Below are 16,866 nucleotides of genomic sequence, written 5' to 3'. Positions count from 1 at the left end.
TTAAGAAATTAGGTGAGTTCTTGTCTTCAGAGGAGATACTTAAAGAAATTAAAAACGTTGTAACGGAAAACATACCTCCTGGCGCAGTCATTACTAATATAGACTTTGAGGGCCCCGAGGTCGTTATATACACCAGAAATCCCGGAATGCTAGTTGATGACGGTGAAATAGTAAAAGAGCTAGCAAAGAATCTTAGAAAAAGGATCATTGTAAAACCTGATTCTGCTGTTCTAACTACGGAAGAAGAAGCAGTAGCCAAAATTAAAAATATTGTTCCAGAAGAAGCGGAGATAACTGATATAACATTTGATCCCTCAGCTTCAGAAGTAATAATTGAGGCAAAAAAACCAGGGCTTGTAATCGGAAAATCAGGGCAGACATTGAGAGATATTACAAGAGTAGTAAGATGGGCCCCTATCGTAAGAAGGACGCCCCCTTTACAATCCGATACAATAAAAGCTGTCAGATCCACACTTCAAAAAGAGGCGGATGAGAGAAAGTCTATATTAAAGAAGATAGGCCATAGAATTTATAGATCTCAGGATGTACGTTCTGAATGGATTAGAGTAACTCTTCTTGGAGGATTTAGGGAAGTGGGGAGGTCTTGCATTCTACTTCAGACCCCTGAATCTAAAGTTTTGTTGGATTGTGGGGTCAATGTAGCAACTAGTGATCCAAAACATGCATATCCTCATTTAGATTCTCCTGAATTCAAATATATCCTTAATGCGAAGGAACTTGACGCAATAATAGTAAGTCACGCTCACCTTGACCATTGTGGATTTGTTCCTTATCTTTACAAATATGGCTACGAAGGTCCAGTTTACTGCACACCACCTACAAGGGATTTAATGACTATGCTGCAGTTAGACTATATTGATATTGCAGCTAAAGAAAATAATCCCATACCTTATACAAGAAAAGATGTAAAAAGCGTCATCCATCATACCATACCTGTTGACTATAAAGAAGTTAGGGATATCTCTCCTGATATCAGATTAACATTCCATAATGCTGGCCACATCCTTGGGTCTGCCATGGTTCACTTACACGTAGGAAATGGGCTTCACAATATTGTTTACACAGGAGATTTCAACTTTGAAACTTCAAAACTTTTGGAAAAAGCTAGCTTCAAATTCCCACGTCTGGAGTCATTACTAATTGAAGCAACATACGGAGGATCCCACGACATGCAGATGCCCAGAGGGGAAGCAGAGAAAAATCTTTTAAAAATAATCTATGATACAACTTCCCAAGGGGGCAAAGTCTTAATCCCAGTACTTTCTGTCGGAAGATCCCAAGAAATCATGCTTGTTCTAGAAGAACTAATGGAAGGAGGGGCATTAGAAAAAATGCCAGTTTATCTAGATGGAATGATATGGGAGGCAACTGCTATCCATACCGCTTATCCAGAATACCTCTCAAAAGAGATAAGAGAAATGATATTCCACCAGGGTAAAAATCCATTCTTATCTGAAACATTTGAAAATGTAAGTACTAGTGACAAGAGAAAGAGCATAATTGAAGGGCCACCTTGTATTATCCTTGCAACTAGCGGCATGCTTGTAGGGGGGCCCTCAGTAGAATATTTTAAGTCATTAGCAGACGATGTTAGAAACTCAATAGTTTTTGTCAGTTACCAAGGAGAGGGTTCACTTGGAAGAAAGGTCCAGAAAGGAATGACAGAACTTCCTCTTATGGGGGCAAACGGAAAAAATGAATTGATTAATATCAGGATGAAAGTTTATACTGTTGACGGATTTTCAGGGCACTCAGATAGAAATGAGCTAATGGAATTTATTAAGAGATTAAATCCAAGACCTGAAAAAATTATAACTGGTCATGGAGATCCTGCAAAATGCACAGACTTTGCAAGTACAATTTATAGGAAATTCAGAATTGAAACAAAAGCCCCTTCAAATCTTGAAACAATAAGATTAAGTTAGGTAAAAAAATGGAATTTTATTATGCTTTGTACTACCAGGGAAAAGAGTTAATCGTGGCAGTATGTGATGAAGATACTCTTGACAAAAGTTTCTCATGTGATGAAAAGGGAATTAAAATAGATGTAAAAAAAGCTTTTTATGGCAAAAACAAGGGCCAAAAAGAGGATATACTGCCACATATGAAAGATGCCACTATTCTTAATCTTGTAGGCAAGGATATTATAAAAATAGCATTGGAAGAAGGCTTAATTAGTAAAGAATGCATCCTAGTAATAGACAAAACTTTACATGCGCAAATGGCTAAGCTATAAGGTATTATTCTATAAAAAGTAATTTAAATATTATATCTTTCTTAGTATTATGGAAAAATGCTTTGTTTGTGGCAAGGAGGATATCCTTACAGATGGGAGGTGCAAAGAGTGCTACTTAAGAGAATCATTTCAATTTTCGATACCTTCTAGAATAAAAGTTCCTTACTGTAAAAGTTGTAATTCCTACTACACAAACAGGTGGAACACCCTTGAAGATAAGGCTTTATTTATAAACGAAATTATCAAAAATAATGTTTCTTCAAATGGAGAAATTGACTTTGTTTCAGAATTCTCTAATAAAAATAAGAAAATTCAGGCAAAAATTGAGTTTTCTGAAGAAGGCAACATTACTAAAATAAATGTTATGATAAGGCCTTTTCACAAGGACCCCTCTTTCGACATGAGCGCTTCAACTGAAATACTACTTTCTGGGGAGCAGTGCCAGAGATGCTCAAGATTCTATGGAGGGTACTATGAAGCAATACTTCAGATAAGAAATGAAGAGAAAAAAATAGAGCTAGAAAAAGCAAATGACATAATGGCCATTATTGATGAACTTTCTGATAGATTGATATCAAAAGATAGAATGGCATTTATAGCAAGAGTAGAAGAGCTCAAAGAAGGTATAGATGTATATATGGGGTCTTTATCTGCAGCAAGAAAGATTGCAAATGATCTTATCAAGAGATTCAGTGGATCTATGGGAGAATCACATAAACTTATGGGTCTTGACAGGGATTCAGGAAAAAAGATTTACAGAACTACGGTCACCGTTAGATTAAAAAACCTGGCCCAAAGATATGCATATTATCGTAATCACCTTTATTTACTTGATATTGCAGGGGAGAACTTCAAACTCACATCCCTTGAAGATGGGGGCATCTTAAGTATAAAAGCAAAAGAGTTTGAAAAGGAGCTTAAAAAAGAGACAATTAGCATAATAGATAAAGATTTACTTGAAATAATAGATCTATCGGTTACAGAAGTTACTCCTGAAAGGTACCAGATGATGAAGCTTTCTGGGGATTATGAAACATTTTATATTTCAAAAGAGGAAATTCGATTAAAACGCGAATTAAAAATAGGAGATAATTTAAAGGCTGCAACAGTGGGCAATCGAATAATTATTATTGAACAAGAAAGTATTATTTAAAACAAATAGAGAATAAAAAGTTTTAACCTGGTCGTTATTCTTTTAAGCAGACTTTATACCTCATGCACGGCGATTATAATGGCAAAAGATAAAGTTGTTTTGGCTTATTCTGGCGGTCTTGATACCAGCGTTATCTTGACTTGGTTGATAGATGAGGGATACGATGTCATATGTTTCATTGCAGATGTAGGGCAAGATGAAGATCTCAACGCCGCTAAAGAAAAAGCGATTAAATGTGGAGCAACGAAAGTCTATGTTGAAGATTTAAGGTCTGAATTTGTCACGGACTTTATATTTCAGGCATTAAAAGGAAATGCTATGTACGAAAACAGGTATCTTTTAGGCACCTCACTTGCAAGACCTTTAATTGCAAAAAAACAGATTGAAATTGCTCAAAAAGAAAAAGCAAAATACGTTGCGCACGGAGCTACTGGAAAGGGTAACGATCAGGTTAGATTTGAGCTAACTTATTATGCATTAAATCCTTCTATACATGTAATAGCCCCTTGGAAGATTCCAAAGTACTTACAGCAGTTCCAGGGTAGGCCCGACTTGATAAAATATGCGGAATCAAAAGGTATACCTATTAAGGCTTCAGTTTCAAAACCTTACAGTGAAGATGGTAATTTAATGCATCTAAGCCACGAGGCCGGAATTCTTGAAGATCCAATGCTTACTCCCACAGAAGACATGTTTGAGATAACAAAATCTCCAATGGACGCCCCTAATAAGCAAGCAGTAATCGAAATTGATTTCAAAAATGGACTTCCAATTAAGGTAACAAATAAAGACAATGGAACTGTAAAAACTAAACCGTTAGAGATGTTCCTGTATCTAAATGAACTTGCAAAAGAAAACGGTGTTGGCAGGATTGACATCGTTGAGAATAGGTTTGTAGGCATTAAGAGCAGAGGAGTTTATGAAACCCCTGGCGCAACAATACTTTGGGCAGCCCATAGGGACATTGAAGGAATAGCAATGGACAGAGAGGTTATGCACTTAAAACAGACACTAGAACCAAAGTTTGCAGAGCTAATCTATAACGGATTCTGGTACTCGCCCGAGATGGACTTTTTGATGGCAGCATTCAACAAGAGTCAGGAGTACATCGATGGAAAAGTAGTCATTGGATTATACAAAGGTAACGTGTTTATACTCGGAAGGGAATCCCCAACATCACTATACAACAAAGATCTATCTAGTATGGATGTAGAGGGTGGATTCGATCAGACTGATTCCAAAGGCTTCATAAGAATTAATGCAATTAGGTTAAAAGCACACAAAGTTATTCTTAACAAGAAAACACTTGGCCTAAAATAATTTTTTTTATTTTTATAATTTCATTCCTTCTTCAATGGCCATAAGCCAGTTCATAAAAGTATTAAAAGAACCCCTTAATGCAGGAATGTCTTCAGATTCTATTTCGATTTTTAGAATATTGCCTTCAGTTTTAATTTGGGACTTAGTTTTGTAAAAAGGAGAGCTATCTTCCTCAATTCTAAGGAGCCTTTCTATGTCCTTTGCTTTTTCATGAATATACACAATTTCAATATGGGCATCCTTCATAAATCGATATAGTCTAAAATCCTTAAAAGGTTTTTTTCACAAATAGTTGCATCTGCTTTCTTTTTAACTTCTTCATCTTTTGGATCAAAAGCTATTGAAAAACCCGATAATTCAAACATAGGAATGTCATATTTAGAGTCCCCTACAGAAATAATTTCTTGTTTTTTTAAATGATATTTTTCTATAATCTGATCCATCACTTTATCTTTTCTCAATAAATCTACTCGCCAGACATCTCCACCGGTAAGGTAGCCTTTTTCATCATACTGAAACCCATTCGCCCAAATATCATTTATTCCTAAAACACTGCCTGCATTTTGGGCCAAAAGATCAATCCCTGCCGAAACAATAAAAAGTTTGAATTCATTTTTCTTTAGGATTTTTATACATTCTTTTGATCCATCAATAAAAACATAATTCTTAAGTGCGTCTTCAACTTGATTTTTATGGGGGTATCTCCCATCCCTTCTCCACAAAGAAACATCTTCCCTTATCCATTGGCCATAGTCTATTTCTTTGGAAAAATATCTATTCATATTTTCCTGTCTTTTTTCTTCATCTGCACCGAAATATTCATGTAGTCTTTCCCATGAAGAGTGAGATTCTATTATTACCCCATCTAGATCAAAGACAATGGCGCTATGCATAACTAAAAAAAAGGAAAGCTCTATTTAAAACTTTAGAAAATCTTTTATTAGGCCAAAATATTTGTCATTTGTGAAGCTCATAGTATATAACTTAGGCCAAGACGATCCTAAGAAATGCACCGCTCACAGACTGCAAAAGTTTGGCGAAGTAAAATTCGTAAAAAATGTAATGGGCCTACCCTACAATTGTATTTTGCTAAATCCATTTTCTAAGGAAGTTTTGTCACCAGCAGATATAAAATATTCAAAGAAAGGCATTGCAGCCCTAGATTGTTCTTGGGCTGAAGCAGAAAAGAGCTTTGATATAATAAAATCACGAGTAAAAGGAAGAATTCTGCCTTTTTTAGTACCATCAAATCCAGTAAACTACGGGAAACCAGGTAAGTTATCTACTGCAGAAGCTTTTGCTGGTGCATTGTATATACTGGGGGAGAAAGAGCACGCAAAAAGACTTCTATCTACTTTTAACTGGGGTGGAGAATTTTTCAAGATAAACATGGAATTACTAGAAGGATACTCGAAATCTAAGGATGGAGACGAAGTCTTAGATTTCCAAGAGAAATATTTAAAAGGGATTAAGAACAGAAAGGGTTCTACAGAGGAGATTTAATGAAGAACGAGTTAGCAGAAAAGAGACTTTTTCATGTAAAGATTTGCATGAAATGTAACGCGAGAAATCCCTGGAAAGCTGAAAGCTGCAGAAAATGTGGTTATTCAGGATTGAGAGGAAAAGCTAAAGAATCAAGAGTATAAAATAGGTAGTAAATCTTTTATTCCATCAACTTTTTTATCTCCTATTTTTATCCCTATGAAATTACATCCAGCACCTTTAGCTGCAGCCATATCTGATTCTGTGTCCCCTACAAAGAGCATTTTTGTAACTGGCATGTTTAAGATTTCTGAAGCTTTTAGAATCATATCGGGATAAGGTTTTGGTCTCTGTACGTCATCAAAACACATCACTACTTCAAAGTATTTATATAGGTCAAAATAGTTAAAAGTTTTGTCAAGATTTATTCTAGGAGTATTTGTTGCTACGCCCAGTCTGAATCCTTTCAAAGATTCTAGAGTTTCATGAACTTTTTCATGCAGTTTCATTAAATGAACATTATTTCTTTGATTTCTCAAAGCAGCTTCAACTGCATCTGCCCCTAGATTATATCTCCTTAAATCTTCTTCTACTGAAGGGCCCCAGAATATCTTTCTATATGTTTCTCTATCAACTTGTTCCTTTCCAAATTCAACTAATGTTTGATTAAAAGATGTAAACCAACTTTCAAAAGAATCAAGTAAGACACCATCAACATCAAAAATAATAGCTTCAACTTCCATGAAAGTAAAGAAAAAGTTCTTTATTTAAGTTTTCTTATAGTAAAATATATAAGAATTAAACTACATAGTTAGTATTTGGAGTAAAATAAAAAAACAGAAGGAGGTAAAATGAAATTTGTTATATCTAGGATAAGTAAAAACAGTTCAAATCCAGAAGACCCCCCCTGTGAAGGTGCAGAATTTAATCAAAATAATAACTATTGGATCAAAGAATTTCTAGACTTGAAGGATCTTATGAGATTTTTCAGTAAGTATGGGGATTTAGTGATAAAAGAAAATGAAGAAACCCAGATGGCAGAGATATTAATATATGATGACTGGGGAGATATAGTTACAAAATTAAAAAGATAAATTATTTCTTTTCAAGTATTTTAATAAGGTGCCATCCAAATTGAGTTTTAATAGGGCCAACTACAGAACCGACATTCCCTTCGAAAGCAGCCTTTTCAAATTCTTTTACCATTTTCTGTCTTGAAAAAAATCCTAGATCGCCACCCTTTTTTCCCGAAGGGCATTCTGAGTATTTTTTTGCTAGTTCAGAGAATTTGTCTCCTCTGTTTATTTTTTCTAGTATTTCTTTAGCCAATACTTCGGATTTAACTAATATATGTGCCGCATGTACTTCTTTTACCATGGATTTGAGTTTTATGAAATATATAAAAGATTTACTGATAAGTTTAAGCTAGATTATTAATAATCAATTATTAATTATATATTATTTATTTTAAATTATTATTAATTTATTTAAATTAAACCAAAAAATTTATATATTAGTTATAATATCCATAAGTGTTCATTTATGAACCTTTAGCACTGGAGGAAAAAATGTTATCAAATGAGCTGATAATGTGTAATACTAGATTAAATGAGGCCTATTCTCAGTTAGAGACCCATTGTCATGACATGGCAAGACTTGTAGATTGCATTGGCAACTCTCTTTTTATTATAAATATCCTTGCTGAGATGAACATTAAAGACGAAGAAACTTTGGAGAAAGTAATGGGAGAAGTAGGGATCATAAGAAAGACTTTAGGCGAAATTGAAGACAAATGGGGCAGTTCAGAAATATTCAAGGAGAAAATGCTTGAATATCTCTTAGAATAAGATTTCATTTAAATATCTAATATTGGTATATATAAAATATATAAGAAGAATTATCTTTCTGCAAGGTAAACTCCAATTATTACAAGGGCCCCCCCGATTATTGTGAAGATAGTTATTACTTCTCCAAGAAGAAACCAAGCCATTATTGCCGTCACGACAGGAACAAAGTATAAGAACATTGCGACATTTGAAGCTTTTTCACATTTCATTGATCTATTCCAGCATATATATGCAAATACAGAGCATAAAAGAGAGAGATATAATACTGAAGATATGCCCAAATAAGTAATGTTTCCAACAAAATTAAATTTTGATTCAAGAAAGGCAATTGGAAATAAGAAAATTGTACCAAAAAGAAATGTGAAAGAAGTCATTGAAAGTGGGGTTCTATGCTCCATTGTTTTTTTTCCTGCTATTGAATATGCGGCCCAGAAGATGCCAGTCAACACTATCAAAATATCTCCAATATTAATCCTTTGAAATCCCGAGAGTGATCCATTGATTACAATTATAACTGCACCTATAAAGGAAACAAATATGCCAAACGCTGTTTTTTTGGAAAGTGGCTCCCCTAGAAAAAGTAATGCAAAAATTGCTATGAACGGAACGTTGAAATTTATTAGAATTGATGAGTTTATAGCAGATGTAAATTTTAGAGCATATACTTGGATGCCCTGTACTAATGTTACGCCCAGAAGACCAAGAATTGAAAATGCCACTATTTCATTTTTATTAATCTTTAAACTTTTGATTCCTTCCAAGTAATACGTTATGACAAGAATCACTGGGCATGCTATTAGAAACCTTAAGAATGCGAGTGAGTATGCAGGAATTTCTGTTAATCCCCACTTTATAGCAATCCACGAGCCAGACCAAATAAGGACTAACGCTAGCAGTTCTATAAACGTCTTAGGTTTCATTTAGTTGCCTTTCCTTTATTTTGTAAGCTCTGAGAGATGTTTTATTCTCTTAAGCATATTGGGGTGTGTGCTCATTAATTCCATTATGCTGGCGGATGTACCAACTCTAACTCCGCCATGTCTAACTGCCGCAAGCTCATTTCTATCAATAGTTCCGCTCATGTCTCTGTCAACCTCAGTTAGCTCGTTGAAGTCCCCTCTTGCCTTAGTTGGATCATTTACGAAGAATGCCTTAATTCCCTCTAATCTTTGTATTTCTCTATTTGGCGTCTTTGCAGTTCCATATGTAAGCTTGTATAGCGCAGATGCCAATTGATGGGGTTCGTTTCCTATTTCAGCACTTCCTTTATCTGCGTAATATTCTCTTATTCTTGATCCATACATCACTAGTAAATTTGTGATGAAGTAAACAATTAAAGCTGCAATTCCCACTATGGCCGTTCCACCTGCATTTCTATCGTTACTTCTACTAATTCCTCCTCCGTAAAGTGAAGACATATACATATAATATGCTATCATCGGAACTGCACTTAGAAGAGTGATTATGGCCATATCGCTATGTTTTACATGAGATATTTCATGCCCTATGACTGCTTTAAGTTCATCCTCTGAAAGTAAGTTCATGATTCCGTCTGTCACACATACTCTTGCATCCCCTTTCGATCTTCCAAAGGCAAATGCATTTGGCATTGGAGTGGGGCAAGTTCCAACTTTAGGTGTTTTCTTTAAACCTGCAAGTCTAGCTTGCTCTTCAACCATCCTGTAAAGTCTTGGATTTTCTCCTTCAGTAATATATCTGACTTTCATAGATGATTCAACCATCTTTGGTCCTATCATGTATTGGACAAACATCATTCCTAATGCTAGGATGACACTATAGTTAACAAAACTCTGGCCAGAATATCCAACTGCGGCCCCTACAAAAAGTAAAAATCCATATATTATAACGAACATTAATCCAATTAACATATACATTCTTGCTTGTAACCACATATTCTCACCCACAATGAAATAAATCTAAGATTATTTAAACATTTCTTATAATTATTTAAGAAATTAAAATTTATATCTCTCGAAGAAGTGCGACTGGCGGGATTCGAACCCGCGCTTGAAGCTTGGGAAGCTCCAGTCCTAACCACTAGACTACAGTCGCTATTATTAATCTGCCTAGTTACAAATTTATAAATTTATCTTTTCATAAATTCTTCCTATAATAAATCCAATAGCAGAACAAGTTTCAAGAGAAATACCCTCTCCAGTTATATCAAGATGGCAAGCTGTCATTTTCCTTATTTCCATGGGCAGGCCCCTTCTACCAAGCCCAATGAAGAATATAGAATCGTCACCTTTCTTAATATTTTCTGTAATCGTGTTCAAGTCACATTGCTTTTCAGGTTTTGAAGTTGTAGAGATAAAAATTCCTTTGAGTTTTTTTGGGTCATCAACTGCTATGAGTTTACCATGTTTGATAAGTTCTTCGATGTATCTTCCACCTTCTCCTATTGTAGTGTTTTCTTTTACCTCTTTTAATAGAAATTCTTTGTAATCCACTTTGAAGGGAAAATCGAAAAGGCAAAGATCAAATCCCGTATAGTAGCAGAGGGGTGCAGCCCTTGCAATATTCCTTGAGTGTATATCGTGCCATTTCAGTTTATCATAAGTGTTTACAAGGCAGATTGTGACTTTGCCCTTATGGTTTCTTTGTTGATTCACCTCTAACAACTCCTGTTGCAATTATGTGGGCAACTCTTAATGGTTCAGGGATATTGGAATGCATTGATGAGATCCTGATTAACTCCCTAGCATCTTCTTCTTCAATTCCTTTAAATTGAAAAAAAATATCAGATTTTTCCTGCACAGTTCCTTTATATATTTCTCCCGCTTTTCTTATAATCTCAACTCTTTTTTCTAGATAGTCTAGATTTGTAAGTGCCTTTTCTATTGAATCAATATCGGGCATTTTTCTCATAACAACTACAACTGGCAATCCCGTATCTTGATTTAGTTTTTCTATATCTATTAGATTGAAGCCTGCTATTGTAACACCTTTTAGCATAATTGCCCTTAAATCTTTATAACGGGTTTTTAGAATCATATTGATTATTTTTTCTGTAGCATCAAGTCCGTCCCTTTGAACATGAGTGCTTAAAACACCGTCTATCCAATATCCGCCCCTAAGTAAAGCACCAACAACAAGAACGTCTCGATCCTCTCTTGTAAAATTTGAATCATCAATTCCAAGGATCCTTATCTCCTTCTTTATCCGCATCATTTTAGAATAGATATATCTCTTAATATGTTTAAGCCTTAGAAATAGTGATCAATAAAATAGGAAAAAGCCTCTGCAATCGCTTTTCTTTCCTCTTCTGGATCATTTAGATTTTTCCCACTAAGCTTCTCAGAAAGAACCTCTACAGCATCATCAATATTGAATATATTTTCAATGTAGCCTTTTCCAATCATTGCCTCAACGAAATCGCCCCTCATTTTCTTATCACTTCTTCTTGGCGATTTTATCTTTGATTTTGCCAAAGCATCTGAAAGCGCAATGTTAGAAACTTTTTTTCCAGTATATCTTCCCTGAACCTTTGATTTGGCAACAGAGTACAGAAAGTTCACAACAGCATCACCAAAGGCCGATAGATTTGAATCTTCAGAGATCTCTTCCATGGAAAAAGTTCATTTATCTCGTTTATAAATCTTCACAGGAGAATAATAAAACTTATAATAAGTGAATTCTAAAATATAATAGGAAAGTGATTTTTCATGTTTGATGATTCTACAATGAGTAATTTGAAGGAAAAGATCGATTGCTGGAAAAATGAGAAATATAATAAAACGATATCAAAGTTCCCGGAGAGAAAAAAGGAATTTTACACTTCATCCAACATACCCGTGGGCGTACAATACTCCCCTATTGATATTGAAGGTATAGATTACTGTAATGACATTGGAAATGCTGGTGAATACCCATTTACGAGAGGTGTACAGCCAAACATGTTTAGAGGAAAACTCTGGACAATGAGACAATACGCAGGCTTTGGCTCTGCAGAAGAAACAAACAAGAGATATAAATTTCTTTTATCGGAAGGCCAGACTGGCCTATCAGTAGCCTTTGATTTACCTACTCAGATTGGATATGATTCAGATAGCCAAATGAGCTTTGGCGAAGTTGGAAAGGTCGGCGTTGCCATTGATTCACTAGAAGACATGGAAACGCTTTTTGATGGGATCCCACTTGATAAAGTTTCTACTTCAATGACTATTAACTCAACAGCAGCCATCTTACTTGCAATGTATATTGCTGTAGGTGAAAAACAAGGAGTTGCACCGGAAAAATTAAGAGGAACTATCCAAAATGATATCCTAAAAGAATATGTGGCAAGAGGAACGTACATCTTCCCACCAATGGAATCAATGAGAATAATAACTGACATCTTTGAATTCTGCACAAAAAATCTCCCGGAATGGAATACAATTAGTATCAGTGGATACCATATTAGAGAGGCGGGTGCAACAGCAGTACAAGAAGTTGCCTTTACACTAGCAGATGGGATAGCCTATGTCGAGGCTGCTATTAAGGCAGGATTGCAGGTAGATGAATTTGGGAAAAGACTATCTTTCTTTTTTAATTCACACAATAATTTTATTGAAGAGATTGCAAAATTTAGGGCCGCAAGAAGAATATGGGCAAGATTAATGAAAGAGAGATTTGGCTCCAAAGATCCGAAAGCCTTGATGTTGAGATTCCATACCCAGACAGGCGGCAGTACACTTACAGCACAACAACCTGAAAATAATATTATTAGGGTAACTATGCAAGCATTAGCCGCCGTCCTTGGTGGAACTCAGTCACTTCACACAAATTCAATGGACGAAGCCCTCGCACTCCCTTCAGAAAAAGCAGTCACAGTAGCCCTTAGGACTCAACAGGTTATTGCATATGAAAGTGGTGTCGCTGATACAGTCGATCCATTTGCAGGTTCATACTATGTCGAATACCTAACAAATAAGATTGAAGAAGAAGTAATCAAGTACTTTGATAAGATCGACTCTCTAGGTGGCATGGTAAAGTCAATTGAAGGAGGATATATCCAAAAGGAAATCCAAGACAGCGCCTACAAATACCAGAAAGCAATTGAAAAAAGAGATTCAATAGTAGTAGGTCTTAATAAATTCACAATGGAAGAAAAACTCCCAGAAGAGCTTCTAAAAGTTAACCCAGAAGTAGAGAGACTTCAAATTGAAAAGCTGAAGAAATTAAAGTCCAAGAGAGATAATGCCAAAGTAAAAGATCTGCTGGAAAAAATTGAGGACGCTGCAAGAACTGACAAGAATGTCATGCCACCAATATTAGAGGCTGTAAAGTCTTATGCGACACTTGGTGAAATCAGCGACAGTTTGAGAAAAGTCTTTGGTGAATACAAATCTTCTGTAATATTATAATATCTTTTTTTTATACCCCATATATGAAAACATAAAAGATTCCCAAGGATAACTCTTTTTTACTTTTTTATCATGATAGCGATTTAAGACAAAAGCCATTAATATAGGAACTACTGGAATTACAGATACTCCAGATCCTATAAAGAGTCCAGTATTCTTTTTTATCTGATTTCCTTGAAGTACGTTCCTCATAGACCTTTTCATTATATAGTATCCCGTGCTCCAGCTCCATAACATAGTTTGTTTCATTGAAGCAACATGCCCTTGAGGGATTGTCTTTTTCTTTTTTACAGCTTTATAGAAATCTTCAATAGTGTTGCCTTCAAAGAGCGTGTAGGCATTACCAACCATCCTTTCTGTATGTGCATCGCTTCCTGCAATTGGCGCATTTTTTATCTTCTTATTCTCTTCTGAAGCTTTTCTATTAAGAATGCCATCTCTATGAAAAGCATTGAAGACTTCAATACCGTCAATATTTAATTTGTGTATCAAGTCCTTAAAACAGGGGCATATGACACTGTATGGGTGAGGCGCAATAGCAAGGCCTCCTTGATCTTTTATCAACTCTATTGATTCTTCTCCAGACAAACCAGGCGGAATAGTTTCATTTAAAAAAAGTCCAAGAAGTTCGCCATCGGATGTTGATATCTCTTCTCCTACGATTATTCTAGAAGGCGCAAGTTTTTCTGTTTCAATACCTCCCCTTATTGTGTCATGGTCAGTAATAGCTAGAAAGTCTATGCCTCTTTTATCTGCATATTTTAGTATCTTTTCTGGCCTAGAGATACAGTCAGGGATGACCGGTATTTTTTTAGAATTTCCAGAATATTTTGTATGGATATGTGTATCAACTTTACGCATATCCGATAAGGAATCAGAATAATTCATTAGTGAAAAGGTAAAAAAATTACTTATAAATCTAATGCCTATAATAAAAAGATTCCCGAAAGTTTTAAATACTGATTTTAGTTAAATTTTTATGATGGGAAAGATTAGGTCTTCCGAATCGGTATCAAGAAAATTATATTATTATTTTAGCTTTAGGTATTGATACCTTTCACTGGCCGAATCCTTAGTTTCTCTTTCCAATCGCCTTTTAAGGAGGTTATTTTTATGGAGAGTTCTTTAGAGACTCTTAGAGAAGAAATTAATGGAATCGATGAGAATATTATAGGTCTGCTTTCCAAAAGAATGGAAGTAGCAAAGAAGATAGCGGCCCTAAAAAAAGAAAAGGGCATTCCTGTAGAGGATAGAAATAGAGAGAGAACGCTTTTCTTGAAACTTGAAAATGAGGCTAGAAGAAATAATCTTGATGAAAAGTTTGTTTCAGATATTTTCGGAGCCATCATTTCCCACTCAAAAAATATACAGAATAATATTTTGGAGGAACATAAATGATTGTGATAATGAAAGCAAAGGCCGAGGAGGAGGATATTAATAGAGTTATAGATACAATAGAATCTCTTGGCCTTAGAACCCAATTGAATCTGGGTGCCGAAAGGGTAGTAGTTGCTGTAATAGGCGACATTAGTAAAATTGGAGAAGATAATTTCTTCAGAATTAGGGCAATGAAAGGTGTAGAAAACACAGTATTTGTTTCAAAGCCTTACAAACTAGTTTCTAAAGACTTCAAAAATGAACAAACTATAATTGACGTAGATGGAGTAAAAATAGGCGGAAAGAAAGTTGTTGTTTTTGCAGGCCCTTGTTCAGTTGAAAACAGAGAACAAATCATGGAAGTTGCAGAGAAGATAAAGAAAGCTGGAGCAAGCATGATAAGAGGAGGCGCATTCAAACCCCGTACCTCGCCTAAAGATTTCCAAGGGCTTGGGGAAGAAGGCCTAAAGTTACTTTACGAGGCAAAGGAAGAAACAGGATTACCAATCGTAACAGAAATTATGGATGCAAGAGATGTAGGACTTTTATCTGAATATGCAGACGTGCTTCAAGTTGGAACTAGAAACATGCAAAATTACACTTTACTAAAAGAGCTAGGAAAATGCGACAAGCCCGTACTTCTTAAGAGGGGAATGTGGGCCACAATGGCAGAATTTCTTGGGGCTGCAGAATATATAATGAACGGAGGCAATGAAAACGTCATATTATGCGAAAGAGGAATCAGGACTTTCTCAGATTACTCAAGGAATACGCTAGATCTTAGTATTATCCCTGCAATAAAGGATGAGAGCCACTTACCCATTGTATCAGACCCAAGTCATGGTACTGGCAGGAGGAGTTTAGTTCTACCTATGAGTAAAGCGTCAATAGCCTGTGGAGCAGACGGATTATTAATTGAAACACATCCGGATCCTGATAGGGCGATAAGCGATGCAGATCAAACTATTTCTTTAAGTGCATTTTCCAAACTTATGGAAGATGTAAGACAGATAGCAAAAGTAGTTGGGAGGGAATTATAAATGATAATAATAATGAAGATGGGAGCAGATGAAAGCCAAGTACAAGAAACAATCAAGAAGGTTAAAGACCTTGGCTTTAATACTCACCTGTCTAAAGGAGAAAATAGGACCATAATAGGAGTAATCGGAGATGTTTCTTCGATAGATGAAAGTGATGTTGAAAGATTAAGGGCAACACCTTACATAGAGCAAGTAGTACGTGTAACAAAACCTTACAAACTAGTTTCAAGGGACTTTAATCAGGAAAATACAGTTATAGATGTAGATGGAATTGAAATAGGCGGTAAAAAGATTATTGTAATGGCAGGTCCATGCACAGTTGAAAGTAAAGAGCAGATTGTTAACATTGCAAAAGAGGTAAAAAGTTCGGGTGCCACAATTTTAAGAGGAGGCGCATTCAAGCCTCGTACAGCGCCTAAAGATTTCCAAGGCCTTGGGGAAGAAGGTCTTAAATTTTTATTAGCTGCAAAAGAGGAAACTGGACTACCTATATGCACCGAAGTTATGGACACAAGAGATGTAACTCTAGTGTCTGAATACGCTGACATACTACAAGTTGGAACTAGAAATATGCAGAACTACGCATTATTAAAAGAGCTAGGAAAATGTGATAAACCAGTTCTCCTTAAGAGAGGAATGTGGGCAACATTGAAGGAATTCTTATCGGCTGCAGAGTATATACTTGCTGGAGGAAACAATAACGTCATGCTTTGTGAAAGAGGAATAAGAACATTTTCAGATTTCACTAGAAATACCTTGGACTTAAGCATTGTGCCGGTATTAAAAAGTGAAAGTCACCTGCCTGTAATTGTAGATCCAAGTCACGGTACAGGAAGAAGAGATATTGTAAAGCCAATGGCACTTGCAGCCATTGCTTGTGGTGCTGATGGGGTAACTATTGAAGCGCACACCGACCCTCAGAAAGCAATAAGTGATGCTGACCAGACAATAAGCACTGCAGACCTTCATGGATTGATGGGAGAAATAAAATATATATGTAGAATGTTTGGACGGGAAATATAGA

The 16,866-nt window shown here is 35.7% G+C and carries 22 protein-coding genes and 1 tRNA gene; 12 read left to right on the top strand and 11 right to left on the bottom strand.

Going from position 1 to position 16,866, the window contains the following annotated elements; genetic code table 11:
• The first annotated feature begins 20 nt into the window (after positions 1-20).
• From HPY60_01690 to HPY60_01675, 4 genes are all read left to right on the top strand, one after another.
• The gene (locus HPY60_01690) at positions 21-1,946 is read left to right on the top strand and encodes a beta-CASP ribonuclease aCPSF1 (GenBank protein ID NPV49895.1); all 1,926 of its coding nucleotides are present in this window, start codon (positions 21-23) and stop codon (positions 1,944-1,946) included.
• Positions 1,947-1,954: 8 nt separating this feature from the next.
• The gene (locus HPY60_01685; protein ID NPV49894.1) at positions 1,955-2,257 is read left to right on the top strand and encodes a DUF424 family protein; all 303 of its coding nucleotides are present in this window, start codon (positions 1,955-1,957) and stop codon (positions 2,255-2,257) included.
• Positions 2,258-2,306: 49 nt separating this feature from the next.
• On the top strand, positions 2,307-3,410 hold the full coding sequence (locus HPY60_01680) for a hypothetical protein (GenBank protein NPV49893.1): 1,104 nt from the start codon (positions 2,307-2,309) through the stop codon (positions 3,408-3,410).
• Positions 3,411-3,488: 78 nt separating this feature from the next.
• Positions 3,489-4,730 carry an argininosuccinate synthase gene (locus tag HPY60_01675; protein NPV49892.1) on the top strand — a complete coding sequence of 414 codons (1,242 nt, stop codon included), beginning with the start codon at positions 3,489-3,491 and terminating at the stop codon, positions 4,728-4,730.
• Positions 4,731-4,742: 12 nt separating this feature from the next.
• Here HPY60_01675 and HPY60_01670 read toward each other — a convergent pair whose 3' ends face one another.
• Both HPY60_01670 and HPY60_01665 read right to left on the bottom strand, forming a co-directional pair.
• The gene (locus HPY60_01670; protein ID NPV49891.1) at positions 4,743-4,976 is read right to left on the bottom strand and encodes a hypothetical protein; all 234 of its coding nucleotides are present in this window, start codon (positions 4,974-4,976) and stop codon (positions 4,743-4,745) included.
• Complete coding sequence (locus HPY60_01665; protein ID NPV49890.1) at positions 4,973-5,623, bottom strand: HAD-IB family phosphatase; 651 nt, start codon at positions 5,621-5,623, stop codon at positions 4,973-4,975. The genes HPY60_01670 and HPY60_01665 overlap by 4 nt, the downstream gene beginning before the upstream one ends.
• Before the next feature lie 70 nt (positions 5,624-5,693).
• On the opposite strand from HPY60_01665, the gene HPY60_01660 reads away from it, so the two are divergent.
• Positions 5,694-6,233, top strand: a complete 540-nt coding sequence (locus HPY60_01660) for a DUF367 family protein (protein ID NPV49889.1) — start codon at positions 5,694-5,696, stop codon at positions 6,231-6,233.
• The gene (locus tag HPY60_01655; GenBank protein ID NPV49888.1) at positions 6,233-6,376 is read left to right on the top strand and encodes a 50S ribosomal protein L40e; all 144 of its coding nucleotides are present in this window, start codon (positions 6,233-6,235) and stop codon (positions 6,374-6,376) included. Before HPY60_01660 ends, HPY60_01655 begins: the two co-directional genes overlap by 1 nt.
• On the opposite strand, the gene HPY60_01650 is transcribed toward HPY60_01655, so the two are convergent.
• On the bottom strand, positions 6,365-6,955 hold the full coding sequence (locus tag HPY60_01650) for an HAD family hydrolase (protein ID NPV49887.1): 591 nt from the start codon (positions 6,953-6,955) through the stop codon (positions 6,365-6,367). The two genes, HPY60_01655 and HPY60_01650, sit on opposite strands and share 12 nt — an antisense overlap.
• 108 nt (positions 6,956-7,063) lie before the next feature.
• Here HPY60_01650 and HPY60_01645 point away from each other — a divergent pair, with 108 nt between their 5' ends.
• Positions 7,064-7,306 carry a hypothetical protein gene (locus HPY60_01645; GenBank protein NPV49886.1) on the top strand — a complete coding sequence of 81 codons (243 nt, stop codon included), beginning with the start codon at positions 7,064-7,066 and terminating at the stop codon, positions 7,304-7,306.
• Position 7,307: 1 nt separating this feature from the next.
• Here HPY60_01645 and HPY60_01640 read toward each other — a convergent pair whose 3' ends face one another.
• Complete coding sequence (locus tag HPY60_01640; protein ID NPV49885.1) at positions 7,308-7,589, bottom strand: peptidylprolyl isomerase; 282 nt, start codon at positions 7,587-7,589, stop codon at positions 7,308-7,310.
• Between the two features lie 191 nt (positions 7,590-7,780).
• On the opposite strand from HPY60_01640, the gene HPY60_01635 reads away from it, so the two are divergent.
• The gene (locus tag HPY60_01635; protein NPV49884.1) at positions 7,781-8,059 is read left to right on the top strand and encodes a hypothetical protein; all 279 of its coding nucleotides are present in this window, start codon (positions 7,781-7,783) and stop codon (positions 8,057-8,059) included.
• A 50-nt stretch (positions 8,060-8,109) separates the two neighbouring features.
• On the opposite strand, the gene HPY60_01630 is transcribed toward HPY60_01635, so the two are convergent.
• The 6 genes from HPY60_01630 to HPY60_01605 all read right to left on the bottom strand — a co-directional run bounded on the left by HPY60_01630 (position 8,110) and on the right by HPY60_01605 (position 11,649).
• Positions 8,110-8,979: a DMT family transporter gene (locus HPY60_01630; protein NPV49883.1), complete on the bottom strand. Its 870-nt coding sequence runs from the start codon at positions 8,977-8,979 to the stop codon at positions 8,110-8,112.
• A gap of 15 nt (positions 8,980-8,994) precedes the next feature.
• Positions 8,995-9,972 (bottom strand): M48 family metalloprotease, encoded by a 978-nt coding sequence (locus HPY60_01625; GenBank protein NPV49882.1) that lies wholly within the window; start codon positions 9,970-9,972, stop codon positions 8,995-8,997.
• 88 nt (positions 9,973-10,060) lie between these two features.
• Positions 10,061-10,132: transfer RNA gene (locus tag HPY60_01620), tRNA-Gly, on the bottom strand.
• A gap of 26 nt (positions 10,133-10,158) precedes the next feature.
• On the bottom strand, positions 10,159-10,692 hold the full coding sequence (locus tag HPY60_01615) for a DUF531 family protein (GenBank protein NPV49881.1): 534 nt from the start codon (positions 10,690-10,692) through the stop codon (positions 10,159-10,161).
• On the bottom strand, positions 10,670-11,251 hold the full coding sequence (locus tag HPY60_01610) for a DUF99 family protein (protein ID NPV49880.1): 582 nt from the start codon (positions 11,249-11,251) through the stop codon (positions 10,670-10,672). The genes HPY60_01615 and HPY60_01610 overlap by 23 nt, the downstream gene beginning before the upstream one ends.
• A gap of 35 nt (positions 11,252-11,286) precedes the next feature.
• Positions 11,287-11,649 (bottom strand): hypothetical protein, encoded by a 363-nt coding sequence (locus tag HPY60_01605; protein ID NPV49879.1) that lies wholly within the window; start codon positions 11,647-11,649, stop codon positions 11,287-11,289.
• A 96-nt stretch (positions 11,650-11,745) separates the two neighbouring features.
• Between HPY60_01605 and HPY60_01600 the strand changes: the two genes are divergently transcribed.
• Entirely contained in the window at positions 11,746-13,425 is a 1,680-nt protein-coding gene (locus HPY60_01600; protein ID NPV49878.1) for a methylmalonyl-CoA mutase family protein, read from the top strand.
• Here HPY60_01600 and HPY60_01595 read toward each other — a convergent pair.
• A complete protein-coding gene (locus HPY60_01595) occupies positions 13,420-14,286 on the bottom strand; it encodes a PHP domain-containing protein (GenBank protein ID NPV49877.1) in 867 nt (288 codons plus the stop codon). The two genes, HPY60_01600 and HPY60_01595, sit on opposite strands and share 6 nt — an antisense overlap.
• Positions 14,287-14,538: 252 nt before the next feature.
• Between HPY60_01595 and HPY60_01590 the strand changes: the two genes are divergently transcribed.
• Genes HPY60_01590 through aroF (HPY60_01580) form a run of 3 tightly spaced genes read left to right on the top strand, consistent with a single transcriptional unit; the run spans position 14,539 to position 16,865 of the window.
• Positions 14,539-14,823: a chorismate mutase gene (locus HPY60_01590; GenBank protein NPV49876.1), complete on the top strand. Its 285-nt coding sequence runs from the start codon at positions 14,539-14,541 to the stop codon at positions 14,821-14,823.
• On the top strand, positions 14,820-15,842 hold the full coding sequence (gene aroF / locus HPY60_01585) for a 3-deoxy-7-phosphoheptulonate synthase (protein ID NPV49875.1): 1,023 nt from the start codon (positions 14,820-14,822) through the stop codon (positions 15,840-15,842). The genes HPY60_01590 and aroF (HPY60_01585) overlap by 4 nt, the downstream gene beginning before the upstream one ends.
• Positions 15,843-16,865, top strand: a complete 1,023-nt coding sequence (aroF, locus tag HPY60_01580; GenBank protein NPV49874.1) for a 3-deoxy-7-phosphoheptulonate synthase — start codon at positions 15,843-15,845, stop codon at positions 16,863-16,865. It abuts the gene before it with no gap.
• The last annotated feature ends 1 nt before the right edge of the window (position 16,866 follow it).

Origin of the sequence: Methanofastidiosum sp. (genome assembly GCA_013178285.1) — an archaeon.
Taxonomy (GTDB): domain Archaea; phylum Methanobacteriota_B; class Thermococci; order Methanofastidiosales; family Methanofastidiosaceae; genus Methanofastidiosum.
Note: the sequence above shows the minus strand (reverse complement) of the source record. Positions and strands in the feature narration are given on the sequence as shown.